The sequence below is a fragment of the Fodinibius sp. SL11 genome (assembly GCF_052060035.1).
Classification (GTDB): Bacteria; Bacteroidota; Rhodothermia; order Balneolales; family Balneolaceae; genus Fodinibius.
Map to the genome: position 1 here is coordinate 31,186 of NZ_JBPOEA010000008.1, position 26,344 is coordinate 57,529.

General features: G+C 48.4%; 29 protein-coding genes. 22 read left to right on the plus strand and 7 right to left on the minus strand.

Going from position 1 to position 26,344, the window contains the following annotated elements; genetic code table 11:
* Positions 1–51: 51 nt before the first annotated feature.
* Both ACQ76V_RS10295 and ACQ76V_RS10300 read left to right on the plus strand, forming a co-directional pair.
* Complete coding sequence (locus ACQ76V_RS10295; protein WP_441000413.1) at positions 52–777, plus strand: type IV toxin-antitoxin system AbiEi family antitoxin domain-containing protein; 726 nt, start codon at positions 52–54, stop codon at positions 775–777.
* Positions 778–1,755, plus strand: coding sequence for a nucleotidyl transferase AbiEii/AbiGii toxin family protein (locus tag ACQ76V_RS10300; protein WP_441000414.1), 978 nt, complete (start codon positions 778–780; stop codon positions 1,753–1,755). It abuts the gene before it with no gap.
* 59 nt (positions 1,756–1,814) lie between these two features.
* On the opposite strand, the gene ACQ76V_RS10305 is transcribed toward ACQ76V_RS10300, so the two are convergent.
* The 6 genes from ACQ76V_RS10305 to ACQ76V_RS10330 form a co-directional block, all read right to left on the minus strand.
* Entirely contained in the window at positions 1,815–1,985 is a 171-nt protein-coding gene (locus ACQ76V_RS10305; RefSeq protein ID WP_441000415.1) for a hypothetical protein, read from the minus strand.
* A 43-nt stretch (positions 1,986–2,028) separates the two neighbouring features.
* Complete coding sequence (locus tag ACQ76V_RS10310) at positions 2,029–3,384, minus strand: hypothetical protein (protein WP_441000416.1); 1,356 nt, start codon at positions 3,382–3,384, stop codon at positions 2,029–2,031.
* On the minus strand, positions 3,381–3,821 hold the full coding sequence (locus ACQ76V_RS10315; RefSeq protein WP_441000417.1) for a hypothetical protein: 441 nt from the start codon (positions 3,819–3,821) through the stop codon (positions 3,381–3,383). The genes ACQ76V_RS10310 and ACQ76V_RS10315 overlap by 4 nt, the downstream gene beginning before the upstream one ends.
* Positions 3,822–3,843: 22 nt before the next feature.
* Positions 3,844–4,824 carry a DUF7665 family protein gene (locus tag ACQ76V_RS10320; protein WP_441000418.1) on the minus strand — a complete coding sequence of 327 codons (981 nt, stop codon included), beginning with the start codon at positions 4,822–4,824 and terminating at the stop codon, positions 3,844–3,846.
* A gap of 394 nt (positions 4,825–5,218) precedes the next feature.
* Positions 5,219–6,229, minus strand: a complete 1,011-nt coding sequence (locus ACQ76V_RS10325) for a type II TA system antitoxin MqsA family protein (RefSeq protein ID WP_441000419.1) — start codon at positions 6,227–6,229, stop codon at positions 5,219–5,221.
* A gap of 11 nt (positions 6,230–6,240) precedes the next feature.
* Positions 6,241–6,594: a toxin gene (locus tag ACQ76V_RS10330; protein WP_441000420.1), complete on the minus strand. Its 354-nt coding sequence runs from the start codon at positions 6,592–6,594 to the stop codon at positions 6,241–6,243.
* A 408-nt stretch (positions 6,595–7,002) separates the two neighbouring features.
* Between ACQ76V_RS10330 and ACQ76V_RS10335 the strand changes: the two genes are divergently transcribed.
* From ACQ76V_RS10335 to ACQ76V_RS10410, 16 genes are all read left to right on the plus strand, one after another.
* Positions 7,003–8,016: a hypothetical protein gene (locus ACQ76V_RS10335; RefSeq protein WP_441000421.1), complete on the plus strand. Its 1,014-nt coding sequence runs from the start codon at positions 7,003–7,005 to the stop codon at positions 8,014–8,016.
* Positions 8,017–8,024: 8 nt separating this feature from the next.
* Positions 8,025–8,420 carry a hypothetical protein gene (locus ACQ76V_RS10340; RefSeq protein ID WP_441000422.1) on the plus strand — a complete coding sequence of 132 codons (396 nt, stop codon included), beginning with the start codon at positions 8,025–8,027 and terminating at the stop codon, positions 8,418–8,420.
* Between the two features lie 30 nt (positions 8,421–8,450).
* Positions 8,451–9,476 carry a transglutaminase-like domain-containing protein gene (locus ACQ76V_RS10345; protein WP_441000423.1) on the plus strand — a complete coding sequence of 342 codons (1,026 nt, stop codon included), beginning with the start codon at positions 8,451–8,453 and terminating at the stop codon, positions 9,474–9,476.
* 9 nt (positions 9,477–9,485) lie between these two features.
* The gene (locus tag ACQ76V_RS10350) at positions 9,486–9,899 is read left to right on the plus strand and encodes a hypothetical protein (protein WP_441000424.1); all 414 of its coding nucleotides are present in this window, start codon (positions 9,486–9,488) and stop codon (positions 9,897–9,899) included.
* Between the two features lie 16 nt (positions 9,900–9,915).
* Positions 9,916–10,278 (plus strand): hypothetical protein, encoded by a 363-nt coding sequence (locus ACQ76V_RS10355; RefSeq protein ID WP_441000425.1) that lies wholly within the window; start codon positions 9,916–9,918, stop codon positions 10,276–10,278.
* 1 nt (position 10,279) lies between these two features.
* A complete protein-coding gene (locus ACQ76V_RS10360; protein WP_441000426.1) occupies positions 10,280–10,591 on the plus strand; it encodes a hypothetical protein in 312 nt (103 codons plus the stop codon).
* A 3-nt stretch (positions 10,592–10,594) separates the two neighbouring features.
* Entirely contained in the window at positions 10,595–11,272 is a 678-nt protein-coding gene (locus ACQ76V_RS10365) for a hypothetical protein (RefSeq protein WP_441000427.1), read from the plus strand.
* The gene (locus tag ACQ76V_RS10370; protein WP_441000428.1) at positions 11,265–11,675 is read left to right on the plus strand and encodes a hypothetical protein; all 411 of its coding nucleotides are present in this window, start codon (positions 11,265–11,267) and stop codon (positions 11,673–11,675) included. Before ACQ76V_RS10365 ends, ACQ76V_RS10370 begins: the two co-directional genes overlap by 8 nt.
* Positions 11,672–11,995: a peptidoglycan-binding domain-containing protein gene (locus ACQ76V_RS10375; RefSeq protein ID WP_441000429.1), complete on the plus strand. Its 324-nt coding sequence runs from the start codon at positions 11,672–11,674 to the stop codon at positions 11,993–11,995. Before ACQ76V_RS10370 ends, ACQ76V_RS10375 begins: the two co-directional genes overlap by 4 nt.
* A gap of 1 nt (position 11,996) precedes the next feature.
* The gene (locus ACQ76V_RS10380) at positions 11,997–13,241 is read left to right on the plus strand and encodes a hypothetical protein (protein ID WP_441000430.1); all 1,245 of its coding nucleotides are present in this window, start codon (positions 11,997–11,999) and stop codon (positions 13,239–13,241) included.
* 4 nt (positions 13,242–13,245) lie between these two features.
* Positions 13,246–20,490: a helicase-related protein gene (locus tag ACQ76V_RS10385; RefSeq protein WP_441000431.1), complete on the plus strand. Its 7,245-nt coding sequence runs from the start codon at positions 13,246–13,248 to the stop codon at positions 20,488–20,490.
* Positions 20,491–20,507: 17 nt separating this feature from the next.
* Positions 20,508–21,029, plus strand: a complete 522-nt coding sequence (locus ACQ76V_RS10390) for a hypothetical protein (protein ID WP_441000432.1) — start codon at positions 20,508–20,510, stop codon at positions 21,027–21,029.
* A gap of 107 nt (positions 21,030–21,136) precedes the next feature.
* On the plus strand, positions 21,137–21,757 hold the full coding sequence (locus ACQ76V_RS10395) for a hypothetical protein (RefSeq protein ID WP_441000433.1): 621 nt from the start codon (positions 21,137–21,139) through the stop codon (positions 21,755–21,757).
* Between the two features lie 71 nt (positions 21,758–21,828).
* Positions 21,829–22,608 (plus strand): hypothetical protein, encoded by a 780-nt coding sequence (locus ACQ76V_RS10400; RefSeq protein WP_441000434.1) that lies wholly within the window; start codon positions 21,829–21,831, stop codon positions 22,606–22,608.
* A gap of 3 nt (positions 22,609–22,611) precedes the next feature.
* Positions 22,612–23,031, plus strand: coding sequence for a hypothetical protein (locus ACQ76V_RS10405; RefSeq protein ID WP_441000435.1), 420 nt, complete (start codon positions 22,612–22,614; stop codon positions 23,029–23,031).
* Position 23,032: 1 nt separating this feature from the next.
* Positions 23,033–23,584 carry a hypothetical protein gene (locus ACQ76V_RS10410; protein ID WP_441000436.1) on the plus strand — a complete coding sequence of 184 codons (552 nt, stop codon included), beginning with the start codon at positions 23,033–23,035 and terminating at the stop codon, positions 23,582–23,584.
* 46 nt (positions 23,585–23,630) lie between these two features.
* On the opposite strand, the gene ACQ76V_RS10415 is transcribed toward ACQ76V_RS10410, so the two are convergent.
* Positions 23,631–24,074 carry a hypothetical protein gene (locus ACQ76V_RS10415; RefSeq protein WP_441000437.1) on the minus strand — a complete coding sequence of 148 codons (444 nt, stop codon included), beginning with the start codon at positions 24,072–24,074 and terminating at the stop codon, positions 23,631–23,633.
* Positions 24,075–24,149: 75 nt separating this feature from the next.
* Here ACQ76V_RS10415 and ACQ76V_RS10420 point away from each other — a divergent pair, with 75 nt between their 5' ends.
* From ACQ76V_RS10420 to ACQ76V_RS10435, 4 genes are read left to right on the plus strand one after another with little or no spacing between them, the layout of a single operon-like run.
* Entirely contained in the window at positions 24,150–25,040 is an 891-nt protein-coding gene (locus ACQ76V_RS10420) for a hypothetical protein (protein WP_441000438.1), read from the plus strand.
* Positions 25,040–25,600, plus strand: a complete 561-nt coding sequence (locus tag ACQ76V_RS10425) for a transglycosylase SLT domain-containing protein (protein WP_441000439.1) — start codon at positions 25,040–25,042, stop codon at positions 25,598–25,600. The genes ACQ76V_RS10420 and ACQ76V_RS10425 overlap by 1 nt, the downstream gene beginning before the upstream one ends.
* A complete protein-coding gene (locus ACQ76V_RS10430; protein WP_441000440.1) occupies positions 25,597–26,046 on the plus strand; it encodes a hypothetical protein in 450 nt (149 codons plus the stop codon). Before ACQ76V_RS10425 ends, ACQ76V_RS10430 begins: the two co-directional genes overlap by 4 nt.
* Before the next feature lie 27 nt (positions 26,047–26,073).
* Positions 26,074–26,316 carry a hypothetical protein gene (locus tag ACQ76V_RS10435; RefSeq protein ID WP_441000441.1) on the plus strand — a complete coding sequence of 81 codons (243 nt, stop codon included), beginning with the start codon at positions 26,074–26,076 and terminating at the stop codon, positions 26,314–26,316.
* The last annotated feature ends 28 nt before the right edge of the window (positions 26,317–26,344 follow it).

A 26,344-nucleotide genomic window follows, 5' to 3' on the forward strand; every position in this document is an offset into this window, starting at 1 on the left:
ATGCTATATTTATACAAGCTGTTAAAAACCATTACCATAACACATAGCATTATGAGTACCGCCAAAAGAATAAAAGACAAAGTTTCTTCCTTCGACGAGGGAACAACATTTAAATATGAGCAGCTCGGCATAGATAACAGCGAATACGGAGCTGCTACCAAGGCCATCGAGCGGTTGATATCTAATGATGTCGTAAAAAGAATTTCCAAAGGGCTGTTTTACAAGCCCAAAAAGTCGCTGTTTGGCGATTTAAAACCCAATGAAGTGCAGCTACTCAAGCCCTATATGTACGAAGGCGACAATCGCATAGCCTATATCACAGGCTTGTCTCTGTACAATCGGATGGGACTTACGACGCAGGTTCCCAAAACCGTTACCCTGGCCTGCAATAAAAAAAGGATCAATACCCAGATCGATAACCTTAAGATAAAATCGGTCAAAAGCTACGTGGATCCTACGGACAAGAACATCCGTTTCCTGGAGATACTGGATGCCATAAAGGATTTCAAAAAAATCCCGGACCTGGATATTGATAATGCTATCGGGCAATTGCAAGACCGCATACGTGATTTGTGTACTGCCGACAGAAACAAGCTGATCACCTTTGCCCTGCAATACCCTCCCCGCGTACGTGCGCTGCTGGGAGCCTTACTTACCGACCAGGAATTCAATAGCGCCTTTCCAAAATTGAAGAATAGTTTGAATCCCTTGTCGAATTACGAGTTCGGCAGTCTAAGCAGTAGCTTGCCTACAGCTCAAAACTGGAATATTGTTTAGATGAACCTACACGAAGATGCCGAAATCTTTCGGGATGCCATAAGGGCTACCGCTGATCATAAGAATATTCGGGAAATCTATATCGAGAAAGACTACTGGGTAACCTATGCCCTTCATGCGATCTTTCATTCCGATATGAAAGACGTTGCCGTATTTAAGGGTGGCACCTCACTTTCCAAATGTTACCAGGCTATCAACCGGTTTTCGGAGGATATCGATCTTGTGGTGTTAGAAGATCCCGACCTATCCAACAACCAAATGGACAAAAGAGTCAGGGATGTCAGCAAGGTGGTTGACGATACTGATTTGGAGGAAGTAGAATTACCGGGAATTACCATGAAACGTGGTAAAAACAGGAAAGTAGCCTACGAGTATGCCAAACATGGATATGACCAAGCCTTTGGCCAGATTCGGGATAAAATCATTGTTGAGGTTTCAAGGCTGGGACATTTTGAGCCCCATAAAAAGGTAGAAGTCCATTCTTTCATTGCTGACATGATGAAAGCGAGAAGTCAGGGAGAGCTTGTTGAAAAATATGGATTAGCTCCCTTTCCCTTGAAAGTACTAACTATAGAACGGACCTTTTGCGAAAAAATAATGTCTCTGGTCCGCTTTTCTCATGCTGAAAATCCCTATGAGGATCTTGGAAATAAGGTCCGGCACACTTATGACATTCACATGCTGTTAAAGCAACCCACGATTCAAGATTTCTTTGAAAGCGAAAAATTGGATGAGATGTTGCTTCAAGTAGGAGCCGATGATATCGAAAGTTATGGCGACCAGTACGACTGGCTATATGAGCATCCCGCCTCAGCTCTGCTTTTTAACAAGCCCGAAGAAACCTGGAATAAGATCAAGCCTGTTTATAACGGAACATTTAAAGAGTTGGTCATCGGTGACCTTCCAGAAGATGAGGCTGTTCTTAGTGATATTAAAAGAGTCGCTGAACGCCTGAAATCTGTTGAGTGGGATCTTTAAAAAAAATTTATGTGAAAAGAGGGGGTATTACATATTAACACCCCCTCTTTTTTTATTTATTATTTTTCTTTCCGAACCCCTTTAAAGGGCTCACTATCTGACTTTCGGTCCATAATTCTACCGGTTTCAGTATCTCTTTTGATCCATTTTCCATCAGGACCTTTAAACTGAGACCGTTTACGGACCGCTCCATTTCGATGCCCGTCTCCGGACGGTGGGTTAGTCGCCATAATGTTTCACCTCCTATTACTAAAATTTAAAGTTATAAGTTGTTTATACCTCTATATAATGCCTTCTGAATGGCTCTGAAACAGATTTGTCCGATAAATATTTAACCCGGTTAGAACGTATTTTATACGTAATTGAATAATCTGATGCTTCTCCATGTAGAGCTTTTATTAGCTCTGCAAAAGCAATACTGCTTGTTATTGCACCAACAAATGATGTTGAAATTGCTTTGTCCTCCATTTCATATTTCATCAACTCCCCAAAATCATCACAGTCATATTCATGTTTCGCTGTTCCGTTTTCATTAACAGTCCAGGTTTCTTCTGGAGTACGAAACTGGTTAGGAAAAATGCGAATTGCTATAGAATCAAAGCTATGCAATTCACCTCCTATACCACTGTCGATGACCACGTCAAAACCCGCTTCACTTAAAGCCATTCTAGGAACCGCATTATCAAAACCTGATAGAGCAAGAAGAGGCTCATTGAATGGCTCTTTAGGCTCAATGCGTGTATTAGATGTAAAAGGACGATCAATAATCCGTGTCTCAAACTGATTACTTTTTAACCAATTTGAAACTACTGATGTTTTTGTTTCTCCAATATGATCGCCAAATGAGACAAGGCCAGAACCAAGGTTAGAATCTTCAATGGAATCAAAGTCCATGAGGTAAATTTTTGGCTTCTTATTACTATAAGGTAATTGCGAAATTGTCCAAGCATGAGCTTGTCCGATATGACCTAGGCCCAACAGCCAAAGATTGGGCGGTAGGACTTTGACCTTTTGACCATTATTCTCAGGTAAATGCCACGAGTCGGATGAACTAAAGTTCCACAAGGATAACCCCCTGCTTTTATCTGCTGCTTTTATATCTAAATGTGCGGCCACATTAAATGCACATGCCACACCTAGGCCACCAGCATATATACCTCCTAACGGTAACGATGAGTTTATACTTTCAAGACTTATATTTTCATTCTTCGCCACAACACCACCTTGCCATCCATTACAAACCACCTCTAATTCGGAGTAAGAATTGGATGATTTGCCAAATAAAAGAGTAAATGCTGGGCTACCAGCTTCTGAGGCATTAACAATGTTGGCTTTAGCTATATTTTCAATAGCTTCATCCATTGTTAAATATCCATCAAGTGGCAGTTTTAAACTTATCCCCTGAGGGATATCAATTATCAAACCACCGGCAAAGGCTCTTTTTGCCGTATTAACTGCTGTCAATAAAGCAGCTTGAAGAGGAAGTGACTCTTCGATAGAAGGACCTGCCTCAATTTTTATCGTTAAAGACTTTAGTCTATTTAAAGCCTCTTTCTTGCTACACCCATACTCAATCATAAGTGCTTTAAGAATTCTATCGTATCTTGTTGAATCAATCTGGTTATTCATAGTAAGGTTAGCTTTACTTCATTACTGTTCGTAATTGTATCCCACTTTTTATTGCCTAGATATTTATATACCCCAACTTTGTTAATGGGTAGGAACCAGTTCTCGGAATAATCTGGGACAATTATGGCGATATATCCTGGCTTAGGGATAGCAGGATTCTTTTTATCTAATCCGCTTTGTCGGATGCTGGCACCTTTAGGATGTGTATGAATATCTGCAACAACTTTTAATGAATTTTGCTCACAGTATTCCCATACTTTCCCCATTAGGGCAGGGTTAAAATCAACAATACCACTATCTAAAGCATGAGGATCGATATCATCATAAAGGAGATAGTCAGATATTTTTCTCTGGTTAGAATCAGACAGGAGAAAGGCGCCGCTTTCGCGGACACCCTCTCCTCTGATTCTTAAAGACCGAAGAATGCGAAACCACATGTAATAAGATATTTTAAGTGGTCTACGCATTTTTATAGTCCTTTGAGTTCAGAACTTTGTGGACATAAGAAACATACTTGTAAAGGGTATCTTCACCAGTGGCCCACATGAGATGTGGATGTTTCTTCTTCCAGTCCCGGCGATGGGATCCTTCACATGATTTTCTATCACATGGGAGATATAAGCAGTCCCCATTTTTCCAGTTCTGTTTAAAAACAGAGTTTACCCATCGATTACGACCATTAGGCCAACTGTCAAAGGATAACTTTTTATCATCCTCTACATCCCATAGTGTCGCAGATGGCGCTTTCTCTGGATAACCTGAGAGATCGAACCGCAAATAATATTTCTCAGGACCACCTTTCTTTTGTGCGGGTTTAATCCAGACAATTAGTTTTGGCCAATTTGATTCTATATCAGCTTTTGAACCAACAATTCCCCACTTTTCTTTATCAATTCCGAGTTGAAAAAGTGGATCTTCGATATGTTTTGATAACATATCTACTCCCGGGTGGTTAAACCCCTGGATGAATTCTTCAGTAACTAGATAGAGCGTAACCTCACAAGTTTGCCCGGAGGTATAACAACCAATTGGGATTTCTAAATTTATAGCCTCCCTAACCCCTTCTTTAGGTGCCAGGGCCATATCTTCATTCTCATCAATATTGAATTTATTGAGAGAAAACTTTAAAACATCTCTGGCCGGTTTGAACACCGGGAATCTTCTCGATTTTTTTTCACCATTGAACTTTACAGTCACTTCAACGGTCTTACACTTATGAAACAGGACCGAGTCCCGTTCATTGAAACCTATTTCATTGACTGTTAAGTCTGGATCTAACTTAGCTAAATTGTGATCGTCCCCACAGTCTTTTTCACAATGGAAAATGTGACAACTATCAGGATCGTCAGGTAGATCCTTTAATTTTTTCCCTCCAGGTACTTTTGTTCGTTTGGGTTTTAGTTCACCTTCTTTGTATGTATATAAAGTTATATAGTTCATAACTACTTGGTTTGTGCTAGTAACTATTCATACAAGAAAGGTTTACATTATGCCTTTTAAACAGTATACTTTGCTTCCAATTGATATTGGGTTTGTAATTGTCCATTGAAAGGATTAAGTATGAACAAGGAACAATTACAACTAATACCTGTTTATGTATGCAAATGGGTCCGTCTTGTACTAATTAGTTCTTAGCAATTAAGTATTCTAATTAATGCACGAGACGGAGAGAAAGGATTTGGCCTAACAACCAAAAAATCCCATGAGTCTCCTCTCGTGGGTACATATAATCAGCAGTAGTACCATAATCAGTTATCCTGCTGAAATTTGTTTCTGAAGCCCAGCCCGGTTGCACCCGTGGCTGGGCTTCTTATTTATATTCTGTTACGTTTAGTCATCCGGGATATTTAAGTTTAAAAGCATTTTCGTAATTGATTGCTTCATTGCTATTCTGATATTTTTTCCAAGCTTCTTCTTCGTGTGACATATCAACTAATGTTTGGGTATCTAAACTTCCTAGCTTGTCTTTAATATATTGAAGTGTTTCAATTTCTTTATCCCCAATAATGTCATTATCAACTGGTTTTTGGCTTATAAATTTCTCTGCGGGATTATCATAGTTTGGGTATTTAATGTATTCAATTGAAAACTCATCTCGATCAACGCCAAGATCAAATAAAGAGTCATACCTATTTGGTACTGGTCCCAAAGTGATTGCTCTATAATTCACCCCACTAATTGACCTGCCATGCTTTTTGTAATGCAAGAAGTCAGAATAGAATAGCAGTTTGTTTAGTTTTGTTTTATATGGCTCTTGACCACGTTCTGAGGCAAAGAATTTGACCATATTAATAAACTTATCTAACGAAGGTTTAGTAAAGCCGTTAAGCTCACTTGGTTCTGAATATTTATTAAATAGCCAATGATAAACTCCAAAGAAAATCTTTGATTCTTTGCCGTCTAACTCTTGTTCTGCTCGTTCTATAATATCTTTTTGCTCAGAATCCTTTAACTCATCACAATCTTCTACCAATTTTATAAACTCCTCTGGATCTTTCGCAATCTTAATCAATTTGGCATTTGAAAGTGAGGGTATATCTCCGTGTTCATATTTCCGATACGTATTTTTCCCAAAACCTAAGATGAGAGACATTTTATTTTGGGATACTCCATATTTGTTACGTATTGATTGAATGTCTTCTGGAAATGGGATTTTGTGTTTGGCTCTATACTTGTTGTGGAGTTGACTTAAGTTTAAATCATCAAGCTTGGAAGTAGTAAATTCTTCACCTGTATCTACACATTTATAGTTGTGGTAAACGATATCAAAGTTTTCTCCTCGAAATTCTAATTCTTCGAGGTACGTTTGTATTTTTACTTCTCCTCCTGTAATTGGACTTTTCATAGCCTACACCCTTATTTGTGTGGATAATTCATTTTGTGTTCAGCAATGTGAAATGAAATACAAATCACATTACTATTGAACTCACCGAGAGTAATTTTAATGTATACTTCATTACCCTTGATCACTTTCCCGAAGACCCACATCTCTTCTTTGCCCCCATGAAACTCTTCGGGTAGTGGGCCTTCGGAATAATTCTCAACTTCAAGATCTCTGATATGTTCATCTCTTTCACGACCTGTGATTTCTAAGTCCGCTAGCGTTTGTGAGTTTTTAGGTCGATTATCGAGATAGATAATATCGAAACCATGCGTAAGGCCTTTCAGTCGTGTTAAAAATTGCTGTACTTCTTCGGGATTTGTTGACATTCTATCTTAGTTTCAGTGTTTCACTGTTAAGATAATAAATATGCCAACCCAAATTCAAGTATATAACCACTATATAGTGGTGTTTTCTGTTATATATACAAATTTTACCACTTTATAGTTCCTGATAAGGAGTAAGACAACTCTTCCTTGCGAGTTAATGTGAGTTAAAGTCTGGATAAAAGTAAGTGAGAACATCGAGAAATCTGAACTTGCAAGCTTCTTCGATATAACTCATTCATCAATCACATCTATTTTAAACTTGTCCCAATCTGTCCCATTCTATAACACCCTATTACACCCTGTTCCAGCCCATCCCGGGGTATTTTCCCTGATTTGAATTAGTGTTACGTTAGCATCAGTTACTGACCACAGTGATGCTATTGCATTACGCTAACCAACGCTAAGTCGATGCCTGAAACGCTGGAAAAGTTGCCGAACGAGACCCAAGAGCGAGACTATGCCACCTGCCTGCAAGAGCTGGAGCAGGGCCTGCCGATCTTTGGCCGGATTACCGGCACCACTGACGGGCTCCAGCAAGTAGAGAAGGAGCTCCCCTTTAATTTTCGGCAGCCTTTCAACGTAGTGAAAGCCATTTTTAAGTTGGAATCAGGCCTGTATTCACTCCACACCGGCATTGACGAAGATATTGTGATCGGTTTTCGCATTGACGGGGCCAGCGAGCAGCCAGAAACTCAAGCCAACGAACCGGCCGTAGACAGCAGAACCGCTCACGAAAACTACTACCAGCAACGAGCCCTCCGCCTGGAAGGTGAGCTGCATGACGCCGATCGCAAGATTCGCCAGCTCGTCGATGAAATCATGGGGCTAAAGCGACAGCTCTCCGAGGACAAAACAGCCACTCTGCTCACTCACCAGAAAGAGCTGGGCGACCTCAAGGAATCCCACCGCAACGAAATTGACCGCCTCAAAGAAATTCAACGAAGTAACCTCAAGGCCCTCGAAAAAGAGCTCGGAGAACTGGAAAAGCTGAAATTCCGCATGGAAATGGAACAACGAGCCGGCGGCCGCGATGCCGGAAGCCGCATGCTGGATATGCTGGAAGAAAATGCCCCAATGTTTTTTACCGTGATCTCCCAACTGTTTGCCGGTCAGGGAGCAAGAAATCAACAAATGAATATGCCGACTGGCACTCCGGATATCAGTGAAGAGCAGGCCAAGGCCATGGCCGAATCGCTCAAACACCAACTACGACCCACTTCTGGCTCGCTACCCCAACAACCCCATAGCCCCTCTACCGACGAGGCGAGCCAACCCAAAGGTGCCGGGGAGGCAACTCCTCGGCACCTTCCCTCCGAGGAGAACTCAGAGGAATCCGACGATTTTGAAACCCCAGCCACTCTAAACGGCATGTTTAACCCGCCCCATACCAACGGCCACGCCGAACCAACCATTAGCCTGTAACGACCACGATGAATCCCGGACAACTAACCCTCTTGAAAATAGCCTTGGAATACCTGGCGGGTCAACCTTGCGGATACGCCTGCTATGCCAAGCGCATAACCTCGCAGCTGGCCTTAATGCAACAGGGCGGGAATCCCATTACTATGGCCGATTGGGTCCAGATGGCAAAGATACTTTCTGTGGAAGCGATAAGCAGGGATATAGGAGCCGAACGCATTGCAAAAACAATATATCCCCTTGTGGATGGATTAGGGCAACACGCTAATACGCTTTGCTATATCCCTGCCCCTTTCGCTTGCAACCAACTGCTAAGCTTTACGAGCACCAGTGTCAGCCCGCAGGTCCAGCGACTGCTCACCGATGTCATCGCTGAGTTGCAGAAGCTCGTCAAATCCAGCCGGTAATCATACCCATATCAACGATATCACCAACTATTGAGTAGCAGCTATCCCATACCAACTTCCCGCAACGCAGTCACGACCCATGGTTCAGTGACGAGCACTAAGGCGGCAGCAGGCTCCCCCCAAGGAGATGCTGCCGCCTCTATTATTGCCCAGCGCAAGCAATACCCGGGAATCGAAGGCGTCCTGGAATTGGCCTCGAAGCTGGTTACCACCTATACCGGACGCGAGGATATCCGCGGACTAGCGCTAAAAATTACCCGCAAGGTTCCCAGGAATATTAACACCGGTCTTCCTGATCTACGTAATGTAGATCAAATTGCGGGTGCCATTTACAAGTGGATAACGAAAAATATCAACTACGTGCGGGACCCATGGAATATCGAGCGGATCCAATCCCCCGATGTCACCATTCGGCAACAAGCCGGGGATTGCGACGACCACGCGATCCTGTCGGCGGCCCTGCTGCAAAGCCTGGGCATCCAAACCGGCTTTCGCATTGTGAGCCGAACGGGGCGAACCTACGATCATATTTATACCGTCTTCCGATCACCAGAAGGGTGGAAATCTTTTGATACCACCGTCGCTAAATATCCCGGTTTTACCTTTGATGAGCGACTGATCAAAAAGTCCAAGCATTTGCCCAACCGGATGCCGGATGGATTAGGCATTGACCCCGTTACCCTCACCGCTGCTGCTTCGTCAGCACTGCAAATGGGCGTCACCATGAAACCGCTGTTTTCCAAATGGTTTGGCGCCAAAGATAAGGGCGAACGTACCCAGCGCAGACAATGGCGGGATTACCTAATGGCCCGAGGAGTTCGTTCGGACGTGATTTCATTTTCCCAAAAGGATAACACCATCCTCCAGCAGTACGCTATGGTTATCCAAGAGCATGGGCAACCGGCCGTTGATTACTTGAACAAATTTGGAAGCCTGGACAACAGCTTCCTGGCCAGCCAACAACAATCCCGAAACAAAAAATGGCTCCTGTACGGCGGACTCTCAGCCGGGCTACTTACGCTTGGCGGGATCAGCTACTGGGCCCTCAACCATTAACAATTGTTTATGAGTAGTTCTTATCTGCAACCCGTTGCTATACAACCCGAAACTGATCAATTGATCATATCGAGCCAGCTTCCAGACGGTGGATTGGAAGGTTGGGAAGAAGATGATCCCTGCCGATATGCCAACCAAAGCTGCAAGGGCAAAATGTTCGGAAAGCTCAAAAGCTGCAGGCGCAAGCGCGAAAAATCACAAGCCCTCTGCAAAGCCCACGAGCGCAAGCTAGCCGAAAAGAAGAAAATCGAACAGGAAAAGCAGCAGCTCATGACGGCCTTACAGCATAACGTCACCGATACGGCTGCCAAACAAGAGACCGCAAGTACGGCAATGATTGCGGGCGCAGCGGTGGGCGGGGTTGCCATTCTGGGAGCCGCCATCATGTTTATCGCCAAAAAGAAAAAATTGAAATCCCAATAAGCATATCCCAATCCCTATGAACAGCAGCTCCTACGATCAGTTAGACTTTTTGCAAACGACCCAGCCGTTTAACTACACAAACAGTTTCCTCCCTCCCGTGGGATCCACAACCAGCACCTCAAAGAAAACCAAGTTTGGCAGTATCCTCAATGACCTGTCCAGCTTTTTAACCACAGCGGCCGATACCGCCGTAACTGTGGATGGAGTTATTAATGGCGGAAAATCCCAATCTGGGGGCACTGGCCTTACTCCTGAGCAACAGATGGCGCTAATGCAAGCCCAGAAGTCAAATGGAAATATGACCTCCCTCCTGCTTATTGGCGGTGTTGTCGTCGTAGGCGGAGGTATTATGTACACTCTGTTAAAAAAGAAATCCTAATATGACCGAAGCTATCCAAACAACAAACCAGCCGGTTGGGATCTCTCACTTTATTGACGGACATATTCCCAACGGGCGGTATCCCAATCCAACGACTTCGCAAGAAACCGTATACCTGCAACCAACCGTCCAGTTGCAAGAAGTAGCGAAGGGTGCGGAAGTAACGGATCAACCCAAGCAAACCCTCTGCGGGCGCCTGGCCGAAGAGGATCCCACCAAAGGCATTCGCGCGTGGTTTGATCGAAACAAGTCTACGCTGGGATGGATCGCCGGTGGATACCTGGCACTGCGAATCATAACACGAAGGAGGTAACCAGTGAGCCATTCTAATTATAGTGACAACAGCTTAGGCTCGGCGGCCATATCCGGCAATATCATAAGCTCGGAGGCCGGAGAACTTCGTATCATCGGACGTCACCCCGAGCGCGGGCTGCCGAAATCCGGAGTACCGTTTTCAGTGGATGTGGAGGTCGATATCTACCGCACCTTTTGGAACTCGTTCCTTTTTGTCGTTTGCCCGGATGTGGTAGTCGTAGCCCTGGATCCTCAAAACCGATCGGTCTTAGCAATATCCCGTATTGTTACCAGCATGTGGGACGGCTGTCGCGGCCAAGCCCGCCTGGTTTTTGGGCGCTCGTTTCGACCGGACCGAAATCATCCCGTCATTTTTGAGCTTCACTACAGCAATGTTACGGAGGCAAATATCTCACAGGCCAAGCCACTCGCCTCCTCGAACGTGATGACCCTTGATCTGGATATCCAGGAAGGCCAACAAAGCGGAGTGTATGCCCAGCCCACCGAGTCGTGGTATGAACTCAACCTTCCGGACCCAGTGGGTGCATTCAGCGGCGTCAACAGTACACTCACCAAAGCCTTATGGCTGATTGGTATTGGCGCTGGTGCGTATTTCTTGGCTCCCCTCATGCCCGGCCTTCGAGACAGCGTAAAGCAGTTGGCCGGGCGCAACAAGAAACAGGAGGAGCCCAATGGATGAGCTTATTGAAGGCCGAGACTACCAGATCGTTGATGACGGAATGGGTGATCTCAGCAGTTACCTTCGCCAAACCAGTCGAAACGCTTTTAAAAAAGCAATCGGCCTGGCCGACCGCGCCCTTAGCGGACGAAAAGGACAAGCCGCTACCACGGCCCTTGTCCTGGCTGATCTGACCAAAGACAGCCGCTCCTTCCAGGGAGTGTTCACCCGAAACGCCGACGTCATCAACCAGTATTTCGAGCACGTCGATCTGCAGGCGGTAAGCGATATGATTGGCCTGGAAGATACAGTAGCCAAAAGCAAACCCGTAGCTGCACTAAAATATGCAGGTGTTCTCTCGGCCGGTATTGCCATTGGTGTGGCCGGCCTTTCCCTATATAACAGAAAACGATCTTCAACATGACTCTTAGCATAGGCGACAAAGGTCCCCAGGTTATGCACCTGCAATCAGCACTGAAAGCCCTTGGTATCGGGCTTCCCGAATATGGCGTCGACGGCATCTTTGGCCCGGAAACGCAGGCAGCCGTCACCCGAGCCCAACAAAAATTGGGACTACCACCGAGTGGAACAGCTGATGAAATATTACTCAAAAGGCTCGGCATTACCCAACAATCCCTACAAGTGCCAACAAAAGGGGCCTTACCCAAACCAGCTCTCCTTGTAATAGGGACTATCGCCCTTATTGGAATTGGAATCGCAATCAAACGAACGAAACGACATTAATATGGAATCCATGACTGCCCAGCAGCTTGCAAAACTGAATATCAAAGGCATTCGAGTAGCACAACCCTACGGGCGGCTGCTCGGCGAACCCGAGAAGAATGCCGTCATTTTTATCTGGGGTGAAAAAGGAGCCGGTAAATCAACGATGAGCCTGGGACTCGCTGACGCCTTAGCCGAACATGGCCGCATCGAATATATCCCCGCCGAAGAACATTTTGGGAAAACCCTGGTCGACCGCGTAAAACGCCTGGGAGCTACCCACCGGAACCTGAATTTCACCAAATGGAAATCGATTCAGGCCCTCAAAGAAATTCTGCTCAAGAACCGGTCCTTCGCCTGCATCCTCGATTCCATTTCGGTGATTGATGCCAACGCCAAGGAAACGGTCGAGCTGGCCCAGTGGTGCCGCGAAAATGGGATCATGTTTGTCATGGTTTCCCATGCCACCAAGGACGGGCAATACAAAGGCAACACCAGTATTGCCCATGAGTGTGATATTGAGATTAAAGTCACCAAGGAAGGTGGCGCTGAAACCGAAAAAAACCGCTACCGCGAACTGACCGCTATTGCCGTCCCCTTTACGGCCCAAGATCGCGAGGTGACACCAGCCAAATCTACCACCAAAGAAGAAAGCAACCCAGACACCCGCGAGAATCCTGTGGATACCCCTTTTAAGATTACCCTAAAAGAGATCAACAAGCTTCACAAGATTCGATCCTGGAAACGCATCAACTCCATGTTTGGAAGCAAAATGCCATGTTACGCGCCCAAGCATTCGGGGGAATCCGAAAATGCCCACCTGTCGATTCGATACACAGCCGACTATCCCAAGAAGCGGTATATCATGGATCTGTTGCTGGACGGGCACCTGGAGTACCAAGCCTGCACGGAAGGCAAAGGGGGCGGGCTCAAAGCGTGCTGGAAAAAACTGGTCAACAAATATGGCGACCTGGAGATCCGAATTTATAAGCAGGACCACGCGAAAGTCGTGCTAGGCGCCAAAGAGTACAAACGCCAGGAACGCGCGCTTGGCAAAAAAGAAAAATCTACTGCGACCAACTCACCTGCGCCAAAGGCCAAGAAGAAACCAGCTGCTAAACCCAAATCTGCTTCTGACGAGCTAAAAGAAAAATCAACGAAAAAAAGCACTTCATCGGTTAACAAACCTCAGCAACAAGTAGACATTGAAGCGGCCAAAGAAAGTCAGGCTAAACTGGACGCCTTCCTAACCAAAGTATTAGGCTAACCCCATGCGAGACAATCCGACTGTTACTCCTTTTGAAGACATTACAACTGAGGACTATCCCGGCATTTTTGGCGACTTTGATGGGGACGGGATCGCCAACGCCGACGATCCCAACCCACAACGGGCTGGCGACACCGATACGGTCGAAGAAACCAAGCTTACCGACGAAATCAAACAGCTGATCGAATTGCGAGGCGACTACCAGCAAGCCTTGGACGAGGTAACCAGCAAGCTCAAAGACCTGCAACCGGAAGCCACGGTCAAAGGCCGGGTCAAATCCCCGTACTCGGTCATCAATAAACTCCGTCGCAAGCGTATTAAGTCCGATATCAAGCAGGCTAATTCTGGTGAGCTCTACACCCAGGGCCTGACCGATATGGCAGGGTGCATGATCGTGCTGGCGGGTCAAGCCGATCTGGATCAAGTAGTCAACCAAATTTCTTCCGGAGTAATCGGAGAAGTTTTTGAGCATGAAGACAAATACGCCGAACCTGTTGGTGGCTACCGCGCCCACCATTTTATCGTGATGGCTGGCACCGCCGGTGATATTCCGGTCGAGATACAAGTAAAAACCCAGCGTATGGCACAAATTGCAAGCGCCGCTCACTCGCCGTACAAAAACGGACAGCTTAACACCCGGCGCATGCACGAGCTTACCGACCTTGCCTGGCAAGCTGATCAAGGTGATGAGCAGGCAGCCAGTGCGATCGACTCCCTTCTTGGAAATCCAGAAAAACTAACCAGCGAATTGACGACCCGCGAGAATCCTTCGAACCAGCTGCAGGCGCTCCAAGACTCCTTTATTGAAACCGTAAAGAAACTGGCTCTGGCTTTTTCTTTCGACAGGTTTCCCAACGAGCACCGCGAGCAGGCATTGGAATTGTTTCGGGGGCACGGGCAAGTCATCGGCGTCGATTTCGACGAGATATTTTCGGCCCAACAGGAAGCGAAACCCCCTGAAAAAGAAGACGATCCATCATACCAACCTACCGAAGATCGCGCGGGAGAATCGGGATTTGAAAGCCATTTTTCTGGCCTCGATCTGAAGAATTTTCAGCCTATCAAACTCTCGAAATCCGAGCGCCGAAAAGCCAACGAAGCGGCCTTGGCTGTTTTGGAAAAAGAAGATCGCGCGATTACAGAATCCGACTTGGATATTGTTCGCCATTACACTGGCGCCGGTGGCCTTGGGTACGGTGAGGACGCAACCGGAACCGAGCGTGGCCTGCTCAACGAACATTATACCTCTTACCCGTTAGTCAAACTCATCTGGGATAAACTCCAGGCCATGGGCGTGGACAGCGGAAACATCTTAGAACCCGGGGCCGGGATAGGCAATTTTGCAGGCTTCCTTCCCAACCGCCAGACCTATCGCATGCTGATGGTTGAGCGTTCGGCAGTAAGTTCTCGCATTGCCCAGCTGCTGCATCCAAGCCAGCTGGTCCGCCACGAAAATTTTGCCCAGACCGACCTCTCGCTATACAACCTTACCGGAGCCATAGGCAATGTCCCCTTTGGAGATATCAAAATTCATACCCAACGGGATCCGCTGGCTTCCCTAAATCCACGCATCCACGATTACTTTATCCTGAAATCCCTGGACGCCCTTCAGCCCGGCGGATTTTTGGCGGTTATTACTTCGGTCGGTACGATGGACAAGAAGGATCCGGCCATCCGACAGGCCATGGTCCAGCGGGCCCGATTTGTAGGTGCTTACCGGCTCCCGTCCACCGCATTCAAAGACAATGCCGATACGCTGGTTACAACGGATCTGATTCTCTTTCAAAAATATCCGGATGTTGACGGCGAAACTCATCCTGACGTAAGTAGCGAATTAAATCAGCTCTTTGCCTATAAGGAACTTGCTGTCAACATCACCGAACATAACGGCGAATCCTACGGGGCCTATTATAACCCGTATTACCAGAAATATCCCGAGCAGGTATTAGGCGAGCACATCCAAGGCCACGACATGCAGTTTCTCACTCGTATGGGCGTAAAAGGTCAAGTTGATGAGGCTTTGACCAGTAAGGTTCTCGGAGATGATCTTCGCTTCCCGTACCCCCTTCCGGGAAAGAGGCCGTTCTACCGGATCCCCGATGAGGGCGTGCGCCTGGAGACGACCCGCGATTATCACGCCGGGAATATTGTCTGGCACGGGGAGAAATTCTACGAAAAACAGCGCCATTATTTCAAACCTGTTACCGTAGGTGGATCGGATAAAGCGAGTGACGGCCTTCGCGCCAAGATAAGCTCGGCCTGCCAAATGCTGGATACATACGATGATTTTGTAACGGCGCTGGCCCAAGACAACGAGCAGAAAGAGCCGCTACGCCAGGAGTTTAAAGAGTTACTCAAAAGCCACATCGACACCTACGGGATTCCTGATGAAGACGAGGATATCCGCGAGATATTCCGCTACGACAACCGGTTGTATAAACTGACGACCTTTGTGAAGCGCGATCCCATCAGCGGAGACCTGGTTTACGCTGATATCATCGATGCGGATTCCCTATTCAACCGCAATTACGTGCCTGCGGTCTCCGACTCCGATGACTTGGCCGAAATTGCCATGTATGGCCGCTCCATCGGCGAAGAGTTGAGCCTGGATTTCTACCAGTCCACCTATAAAGGCGGAACCGCCAGTCGTGCCGATCTACTCAAAGCCATTAAGCAGCACCCAGATTTCTTCTACAATCCCGAGACCAACAGTTACGAATTTCGTTATCAATATCTGGCCGGTAATGTTCGCCGTAAATTAGAGCTGGCCGAAGACAACCAGCTGGAAAAAAATACCGAGGCCCTGAAGGCAGTTCTCCCCGATTGGATTGATGCCTACAGCATTACCGTCGATCCGCGCCACATTTTCACCTACTTGCCAACAAAAGTCCTTACCCAGTGGATAAAAGATGAACTGGGCTACCGGGACGTACATATCGGCCTCGTCAAAGACAAAGCCGAGCTCGGTAACCGCTTCTATATGAAACTCCGCAAAGGCGGGCGGTATATCAAAGGTGGTGAGGAAACGGCCGACGACTGGAACCAAGGTTGGGGCGAGACGCCGTTTAGCAAGATCATTAACAACTATATCCAGGATTCCAGTTTCCCGTTGGTCTTCTACGACGAGGACGACAACGTGCTCCCGAATATGACGCTCAAACGAGCCGAAGAAAAAGGCTTTACAGCTTTGATCGAGCGTTCCCGCGCCAAACAGCGCACCCATAACGACCAGATGCTCACGCGCGTGCCCCAAAAGTTCAACCAATGGGTACGCACCAAAGCCTCCACGGAAATCCGCGAACTCATCGAGGGAGCATATAACCATGAGTATAACGCTCATATCAATCCTCAGTTCGATGGGAGCACCCTTCGCGTGCGCGGGATGTCGGACACCTTCTATGGCGTCAAAGATTTTGCGGTGTACAAACACAACCGCGCGGTCGCCGAGAAACTGGTTTGGAACGGACGCGGCGCCAACTGCCACGACGTCGGCGCCGGAAAAACGCTTTCTTCTATTATCACTTCCCAAGTGCTGTTGCAGCAGGGCGCCTGCAACAAGCCCATGTTCGTAGTACCTGGAAAGGTTCAGGAAAAGTGGGTCGAGGAATACGCGATGCTGTTCCCGGAGGCCAAGATTCTCAACATGAAAATGAGCGGCTCCGAACGCCATAAGGAACTCACTATGGCCCAGCTTTATAACTGGGATGCGATCTTTATTGCTGACCATGCGTTCAAGAGCCTGCCTCTTTCTCCATCGGTGCAGCAGAATATGTACAGCGAGCGCGTGGAATACTTTGATCAGATGATCGAAAACTTCGACGAGCTTATCGAAGAAGACGATGCTCTCAGCTCCACGGCTAAGAAGTCGATGGTTACGCGCCTGGAGAAGATGAAAGAAGAATGGGAGGCCAAGCTCCGCAATGTAGCAAGTGCCAAACGTCTGGACACCGATACCTTTTTTGATGAGCTCGGCGTGGACGCCCTCTTCTTTGACGAAGCCCACTTCTACAAGAATGCGCTGGGCAGCGCCAAAGCCGCCAAGCTGGGTATTGCGGCTAACAAACCTTCCCAACGAGCCGAAGATGCCCTCCAGAAGACCAAGTGGCTGTTTTCGAAAGTAGGCTACAAAAACGTCTTTGTTCTGACGGCCACGCCGGTTGTTAACTCTCCGGTGGAGGTATGGCACATGCTCAACCTGTGCGCTCCGGATCTGCTCGACAAATACCAGATTGCCAACCTCGACAACTTCATCAACCAGTTTGTCCGCGAGGAAGAAAAAATCGTCAAAAAGACCAACGGCGAATACCGGACCGAGCGCGTGGTGGCCGGCTATTATAACCTACCGGAAATGCGTTCCATTATCGACGAGGTGATGGACATCAAAAGTTATGACCAGTTGGTGGGATTCTATGAGAAGTTCCCTGACTACCAAAAAGACGCATTGGGGAATATTCTTAACGACGAGCAAGGCAACCCCCAAGCGCTCAAACCGAAGTTTCGACGCCCCGAGGCGGAAACCAAACAGCAGGTCATCGAGCCCAGTGAAATTCACAAATTGTTATTTGACGACATTATTCTCCGGGCCGATAATATTCTGGACTGCATGCGCCAGCGCGGGTGTCAGACGAAAGACAACTTCCTGGTGATTACCGGCGATGGCAGCAAGATTGCGACCGACCTGCGCGTCTATGACCACAGCTTTACTGGCGTAGATGGAAAATTCCTGAAGCTTGGGGCCCTGGTGGACAACGTAGCCGAAAGTTACGCCTTCCGCGAAAACCCCGCCCCAAGCAGAATCCCAGAAAGCATCTATGGGGATTACTTTTCAAAAGTACCGCTGGCCAGAGAAAATCCGAACCCATATGAGGGCCAGCCTCGTCACAAACTTATTAAAGAGCTCAAATCTCTGGGATACTTTGGGGAAGTGGCCGGTGAAATCGAAGCCACCGAAGGCAATCTCCACGAGGTTCCAGTAGGCAAGCAGTTCCTGTTGAATAAAATCGAGAAGCAACGCGAAAAGCTCTCGGGTGGCAGCGACCCCATGGAAGAAACCTTTGACCGGGCGGTGATGATCGTCGAAGCGTTGTATAGCGGGCGCAAGAATCCGATAACTCCCGCAATTCGCAACCAGATCATCTTCTGCGACTGGATCTCCGTGGAAGGCCAAAAAGGCGGCAGTTACCACCAGCTCATAAAGCAGGAACTGACGAAAGCAGGCATTCCGGCTAAGGAAATAGCCATCATTAACGGCTCTATAATTGGCACCGACTCCAAAGGAGAAGACTATTTTGTCTCTTCCTCAAATGATAAGGAAGCACTTAAGAAAGAAGTGCAGGACGATTTCAACATTGGCAAGTACCGAGTGCTGATTGGCAACCAATCCATCGCCGAAGGAATGAACCTGCAAAAATGGACCACCGACCTGCATCATATGGACGTGCCTTACACGCCCTCACAAATTCAGCAGCGCAACGGGCGCGGGCTCCGGCAGGGAAACCAACACAGAAAAGTGAATATCCATTTTTACCTGATGAAAGATTCCTTCGATCAGTACCGCCTGGAGCTTGTCAGCAAGAAGCAAAGCTGGATAGATGAGCTCTTCTTTGGCGACGGCCGGGAAACCTCCGCCGATGCCGAAGGAGAATCTCTGGAATACGAGCAGATGGTGGCCGCCACCAATTCCGATCCCCGAGTCAAAGAGTTTTTCCAGTCCAAAGCCCAAACCAAGGTGCTGAAAGCCCACATTGACTCCCTGCTTAGCGAAACCCAGCGCCTGGAGTCTTCCCTCGGACAGGCAAGTCAAGATGTTACCAAGCGCTCCGAGCGCATGAAGTCGGCTATCCAGCGAGAGCAATCCCTTATAGATTCGGAGCTGCCGGCTTCGGCCCAACAGGCCCTTGACCAAGGACTCATTCGCATCGGCTGGCTGGACTACAGCGGAGAAATTGGCACCATTGAAAACAACCTGTCTTCCGACGGCAAACGTATCCCCCGATTCCGCCATGAGCTGGCTTTGGAAGTGCCTAAAAATAACGCCAACGGGAGGGTGCTGTTTAACCTCATTCCTGATCCGAATACTCCGAATCGTAGTTTCTACAATAAGATTAAATGGAGTTCCATCAAACAGATGGCAGGCGACCAGCTAAATAACCAATTTGGCTGGAGTATGGACGAGCCGGTCCAATCAGGCAGAAGCTTGGCGGGAAACAGAGGGAATATCATCGCCGACGAATCTGACTTTTTCGCCCATTATCAGGTAGATATCGAGGCCGAAAAACAGAAAACGGGCCCGGACGGCAGCGAGGTTACCTACGACCAGATCAAGCAGCAGCTGGGCATGTACAAAACGGAGCGCTGGCTGCCGATCATAAAACAAAAACTGGCCGGACTCTTCCTGGCCCTGGAACAAGGCTGGCAGCAATCGGCCCAGACTCGCATTGAGCAGATTACCTCAGAGCTGGACCGTTCCAAGAAGACGCTGCGAGAACTGGAGACTACCCACCAGCAAACCCAAAAAGAATTGGAGCAAGCCCAGTCTTATCTCACCACCAACCAGGACACGGTCACCCGGCTCCAAGATGTGGTCAACGAGTTGGTGAAAACCAAGTTTACTGACCGGTCTGAATTGTACGAAGAGCTTAACCGTATTGCGCCTACCTACGGCGTGGAAGGAACCGTTCGGGTGCGTGAGGTTGGTATTTATCGCGACAGTTCATCGGAGGAAAAAATACGCCCGAATCGATCTAGTAAACAGACAACGAAATCTCTCCCCATGCCTCTGAAAACCTTATTTGGCGACCCACTGGTGTACGCGGGCTCCGTTGGTGAACTGGAGTTTATTGACCCTAAAGGATTTATGCAGCGCATACTTTCTGAGGATGAGGATCTAGCCATGATTATCGACGCCGAAGGAACCACGCTGTTCGCCTTTCCGACCACCCGCATGAAACTGATCAAAGGTGCCTACACCAGCGGCGAGGCCGAACAGATGTACCAGGAGTTCCACCATTTCCCGGCCGACGGCTACGACTACGAACTGTTTCCACCGGTTGATGCTGACTTCGTCTCTATCGGTCATGCCGAACGCATCATGTACAGCAGCGACAAGGTGATCTACTCGGGCGACCAGAAAGGAGACGACCATCATTATTATCATTATTTCGACGACGGCAAACGTCCTGTCTTCCAATATGGGGACGTATACATCATTACGAACCTGAACATTGACGGACGCGGCATCCTTAATTAACTATCAGAAAATCAACCATGACCCAACGAATATTTGCAAAAAATCCAACTCACTTGGATGTAATCGAAAACCCAACAACCCCAAAACCTGCAACTATGGCAAAACAACTAACAACCGAAAAAGCTGTCAGCGAATTTAAGCAGCAGCTTATCACTGCCGGATATATTGTGGGCGGCCAGGCAATTGGTGCGCAGCTTAATGGGCTGGCCGTACCCGCTATCCTTGGCGGAAGCTCAGCTACCGTCCAGCAAGCGGCCCGTGTTGGCCTCCCGCTCACCCTAGGCATGGCCTTTACCATGTTCACCAAAAACAAACACCTTCGCGGTCTGGCCATGGGTCTAGGCGTGCAAGGCGTGATGGAGCTGATCAAGTTCGTCATGCCTGACTGGACCCCCTCCCAGGGACTAATGGAAGGAAGTGAATACCTATGGGATGAGCAAAACCTCACTCCACAACCCACACCACCAGTACAACTTCCTGTCGAAACCGGACACGTTTCTCAAATTGAAACCGTATTTGAAGATACCGTGGAGGTGTAATCGGCAACCCATTTTTCTCATAGCTCTTGCTGACTAGGGACTGCCTGCGGGAACAAGCAGTAGGCCACAAAGGCCCCACTTACAACCCTTTTAACTAACAACGAACTATGAGTAACCAAATTTCTAAAAAAGCTATTGTCCCCGCCAGCGCGCGCATCAAAACCTATTTTGATACCCAGCAAGTCACCAAAAACGGCGCTGTCGTCAACTTCTTCCCGCCCAACTCCACGCGGAAAATCACCCGCAACAATTATGTTGGGAATCCCTTCCCGGGAGAGCTTAAACGTCGCGTTCTGGCCCTTTCCTTCGAGGTGACCAAGCAGTTCATCGAAGACGATGAGGCCAACGGCATCGATGCCCGCGGGATCGTCAACTCGTTGAAAGATGCCGGCGTTATTTTGCAGGCCGATAATGACAACAAGGAGTTCCTGCGCGTGCCCATCTCCAAGCATTCCAACTTCTCCGGCACGGACGTGCAGTTGGTAGCAGGCACGGCAAATACCGTTGATGCTCCGGTGGTCTTCAAACGCATCGCTGCCCTTCGTTCAGCAGACGAGTACCGTTTGGCAGATCCGTTTGATCTGGCGGTCAATCAGACCTTGTCACTATCAGTTCACTTCGAGGATTCCTCAGTGTTCCCCAGTGACGAAAACTGGACGACTTCTGGCCAAGGCCTGCTGTACCTGCGCGCAAGCATTGTCGTGGCTGAAATGAAGCCCGAAAAATAATCCCTCTATCCGGCAGCGGCCATCGGGTCGTTGCCGGCTTTTTTATTGCCCTAACTCCTAGCTGACCATAAATGAAAATTGTAAAGAATTTTATTCCACCAACCGAATCTACGCCTTTTAATCCGGCCAAAACTGTTGAAATCCCAGCCGGGGGCACCGGACATATTATGATGAATGGCATGGGCGGGGAAAGTTTTGGCGTCCGAAAGATATTGCCCTATGCCTTGGATATGAACAAGGTGTTTGTCTCCGCTCGTCTTAATGAAGACCTGTACCTGTTTCGCGACCTGCAGCTTTCCGTAGTACACCGGCTGTTCCACCACATTGATGGATTGTTAGCCCCATTTATTATCCAAAAAAGTAACAGCCTGGTCTTCGAGCTGACCAATACCCACAACGCGGCCCAGACGGTGAACATCCAGCTGGTTGGCTACGATCATTACAGCCTTACCAAGCTGATCAACATCTACGCCGACATTGGCAGTCCGATGCCCCAACCACGCTTTCTCTACGGGCAAGCCGCATTGGCCCCGGGTGCAGTCAATATCGATATGGGCGTCAAAGCCAAAAGCATCGACGTAGAAGCCCGACGCCTGGCCATGAGCAGCGACCGACCGGGCGATATCACTGCCAGCCTGAAAGTCTATAATACGACTATCCGCAACGAGGTCTTCCTGGAGCAGATTAACGACGAGTTCGGCCAGTTCTATGCCAATGTCCCCTTTATCATTGGCTCCAACATGCCGTTTCAGGTGTACGCTTCAAACAAAGGAGCGCAGCAGGCTGGCGTAAGTTTTCTGTGTGAATCCTACGTGGTGCAGAAGTCCGAGCCGAACCCGCTGGAGGTATAACAGATGTGGAACAGCCTCATCCAGTCGCTTTGCGAGCTCACCCAGAAAATGGATGCCCTATTAGATCAACTCAAGGTAAATGCACCTTCCATCGGGATCGGAGCCGCCGGACGTATCGGGACCTCTATTTCCCCAGTCCTCAAGCAGGGGGCAAGTCCTATCAAACTCGTGAACGGCAACCCAATGCGCCTTGGGGTCATCATCCAAAATAACAGCGACGGAGAATTCATGGTCGCCCTGGACGAAAATCGCATCGACGACATGTACTATACGTTTCGGCTGAAGCCCGGGGAAACCCTGCACATGGACGAGCGACAGTTTAAAGAGCTTTACAAAGGCGGCATGATGGGCCTGTGGGATGAGACTAGCGGAGCACTGGAAACCTCAAAAGCCCTCGTAACCGAAATCTTCTGGACCACCTAGCATGAGCGAAATTACCGGCAAAGAGTTTTCCGAAGGATTTAAAATGCGCGTGGTCAGTGGCATGCTGGTCGACGGCTCTATCCAGGTATCTTGGGCCACCGGCAAAAAAGCCTCATCCCAAATGGATTGGGGCTTGGATCCAGAGAACCTGGCAACGACCCCTGAATATCACCGCGAGGCTGCGGAGATGGTCCGCTACCACACGCTCTATTTCCCCATCACCTACCTGGATGCCCGCCATTACTTCCGGGTTCGATCCAAGACCGCAGGTGGGCAGGTCGGCCAATCCCGTATTTACTCGGTTATTACCCCCAATGATGTCCAGCGGACTACCCAGTCTCCGACCGGCCAAGTCATCTTAGAGCTGCAACCTATTGACGAGCAAGAAGAGTATCTAGTTTGCACCCCAGTGACGGATATCCGAGCGGACCACCAGCCGGAAGCCATATCACAATCTCTTACAAGTGGACTATCAACGGATATAAACCTGTCAGAACTGACCGGAGCCACCAGCAGCAATGCCACGACCAACCCCATTACCATTATTACCTGAACTTATGAATACCATTAATCAAACCCTTTCTATTGGCACACCCAAATCAGGGATGGACCTGTTTTGTAACGTTAGCATCGACGGGGAGCACCTGTTTCGGATGCACTGCGAGTCGTTCGTGGGCAACCTTCTGCGCGACGTTCACGGGATGATGCACGGCGGTAAGACGGATCGTCTGATTAGCCCCGGTGACGATTTCGTGCAGGACGGCAAAATTACATCCCTGCATATTGTAGATGGGGCGCTGGAAATTTATAGCCAGTACTATCTGGAATATATATTTAACGGCATGAACGGGGTCAATCCCAACGGGGAAAAACCGGTGTGGGTACACATCTGGGGGTGCAGCTCCGTCCCGCAGATCAACGGCACCTGGGAGATTGAAAGTACCCATGGCGATTATTATATCCGGCTGAAAGACGCGCCAACTAACTTTGACCCAGCGATTTACGTAGCCGACCAGGCGCAAGTTATTGCCAAACACTACCATCCCATTACGACTACCGAAAGCTACTGCCCACCTTTTCGCGTTATTTTGCCCACGATTGGACAAGGCAATCGACCCGTGAGCATCTCTGACCTGGGACTCCACAACCCTATCGACGCGCTGCTGGCTCGTGGAGCTCGTACAGTTTCCGGCGTAGTTACCGACCAGCAAAAAAGCGTCTTTACCGTATCTGCCCCGTTTACCAACGACTCGGGGGGCGACCTTGCCATTACCGAAATGGGGCTGATGACGCATATCAACGTTAACCGCCATGAAATCAACACCATTGCCACCCTCTATGCCCGCGACGTACTGCCTGCAGCCCTGAACCTGCCCAATGGCAAAACACTGACCTTGGACTACGAGTGCCGGTTCGAACTCGAAAACTTTAATCAGAATACGGACCTCAACGGTTCCAACGGCGGGTTTACCGCTGAATTTGTGGGAGCACTGAGAAAACAAGCGGTCGAAAACACCAATACCAACTGGCGGGACTTGATGTGTATCACCGGTGGGGGCACCTCGATGACCTCTCTGGAACGGCGGGCGTCAGAAATCAACAAAGGGTGGCATCTGGGACTCCGACTGGGCCAAAGCAACAAATTTGTCTCAATGACAGACGCTGACCTTTCTCCCGATGCTACCCAGGAGACTCCTTATAACCTCGGAGGCATTACACATGGCAGTGGAGACGGCCAGCTTATCCATCACGGAATGATCATCGATGACCAAGTAACGATTGATGAAGCCGACAATGAAGCGTACTTCAACTTAGCTCGCGTATTTGAAAATCGCGGTGCTACCGACATCACCATTAAAGAGGTAGGGATTTACGCCAACCGTGGGGACGATTATGACGAGTGGGTGCCCAAGTTAGTAGCTCGTAAAGCCCTAGCACCCGCCGATCAGTTTACCATCATGGCCGGTCAAATGCGCAAAGTCAATTACAAGATCAAGATGGTGGTGTAATGACCAGCTCATTTTCAATATCGTCCGAGCTTACCTATGCTCGTATTCGCGGGCTGATGGGATATTTCTCCGAAGCCTCTAGGCGCTATGGCGTGCCCCTTGCCTTATTGCTCGCTGTGGCTTCCCGTGAAAGCCGCATGGGGCTGGCCCTATCGGCTGACGGTACCGGAGATCACGGTAACGGGGTAGGAATCATGCAGATCGACCGGCGATATCATCCCGGGTTTACCGAGAATCACAGCCCCTTTGACCACCAGGCCAATATTGATTATGGCGCTGAGTATCTGGCCAAACTGCTCAGGCAGTTCAACGGAAATACTGCCCAATCCGTTGCCGCCTATAACGCCGGTCCCAATAAAGTGCGTACCGCCATCTACGCGGGCTTACCACCGGATTCGGTTACCACCGGAGGGGATTATAGCCATGATGTGCAGGAGCGAAAGAAGCTCATCAACGGGCTACTCGGCCTTTCCCAAGCAACCAGCTTGTCCATATACATCTTTCCGATGGCTGCTATCGCCTTTGCAACTTATAACTATATGACCACTCAACGCCCATGAACTCTGAATCACGTTATATCTACGAAGAACCTACGGAAACCCAAGGATTGGGACGAATGCCGACGCGACCGACTATGCTTCGCCCGGTACTGGATGAACCTATGCCGCGCAATAGAGACCGGGAAAATAGGCCACGAATACGGCCACGACCTATCCCAAAACCAAAGCCTGTTCTTTTACCTCGGCCGGTTATTGACAAAAATCCGGTACCTGCTCCTCCAAAGCTGAAAATCAACACAGTTAAGAAAACCTCTACTCAAAAGTCACAGCCGACCACTAAATCCAAAACCACAAACAAATCTGCCAGCAAGCAGCAGCCTAATCCCCACAAGGATATCCCAGCGGGCACTTTTAGTATTGGCGGCATGCAGGTAAAGAAAACCCATGCGGCAATGGCAGGTGGCGGAATTGCAGGCAGCCTGCTTCTTTGGAAAATCCTCTTTTAAAAACTCAAAACATTCAGGTGAAATACTATGGAAACCTCTTTTGTAAATGAACAATCCTGTGGATGCGCTGGAAGCGGTCTTGCTGGTAATACCTCCCAATCCGGATGCGGTTGCACCGAAGGACTGGGAGAAGACAAAGCCCCAGAAACGCAAAAAGATCTTATCAGTGAAGCCAAAAAATACATTAACGGCGAAATACCGACCAGCTATAAGATTGCTGGTGGAGTAGCACTGATCCTCCTTCTCACCTTAGCCACGAGAGGAAACTAATATGAACAGAAATGATTACTTGGCCCTC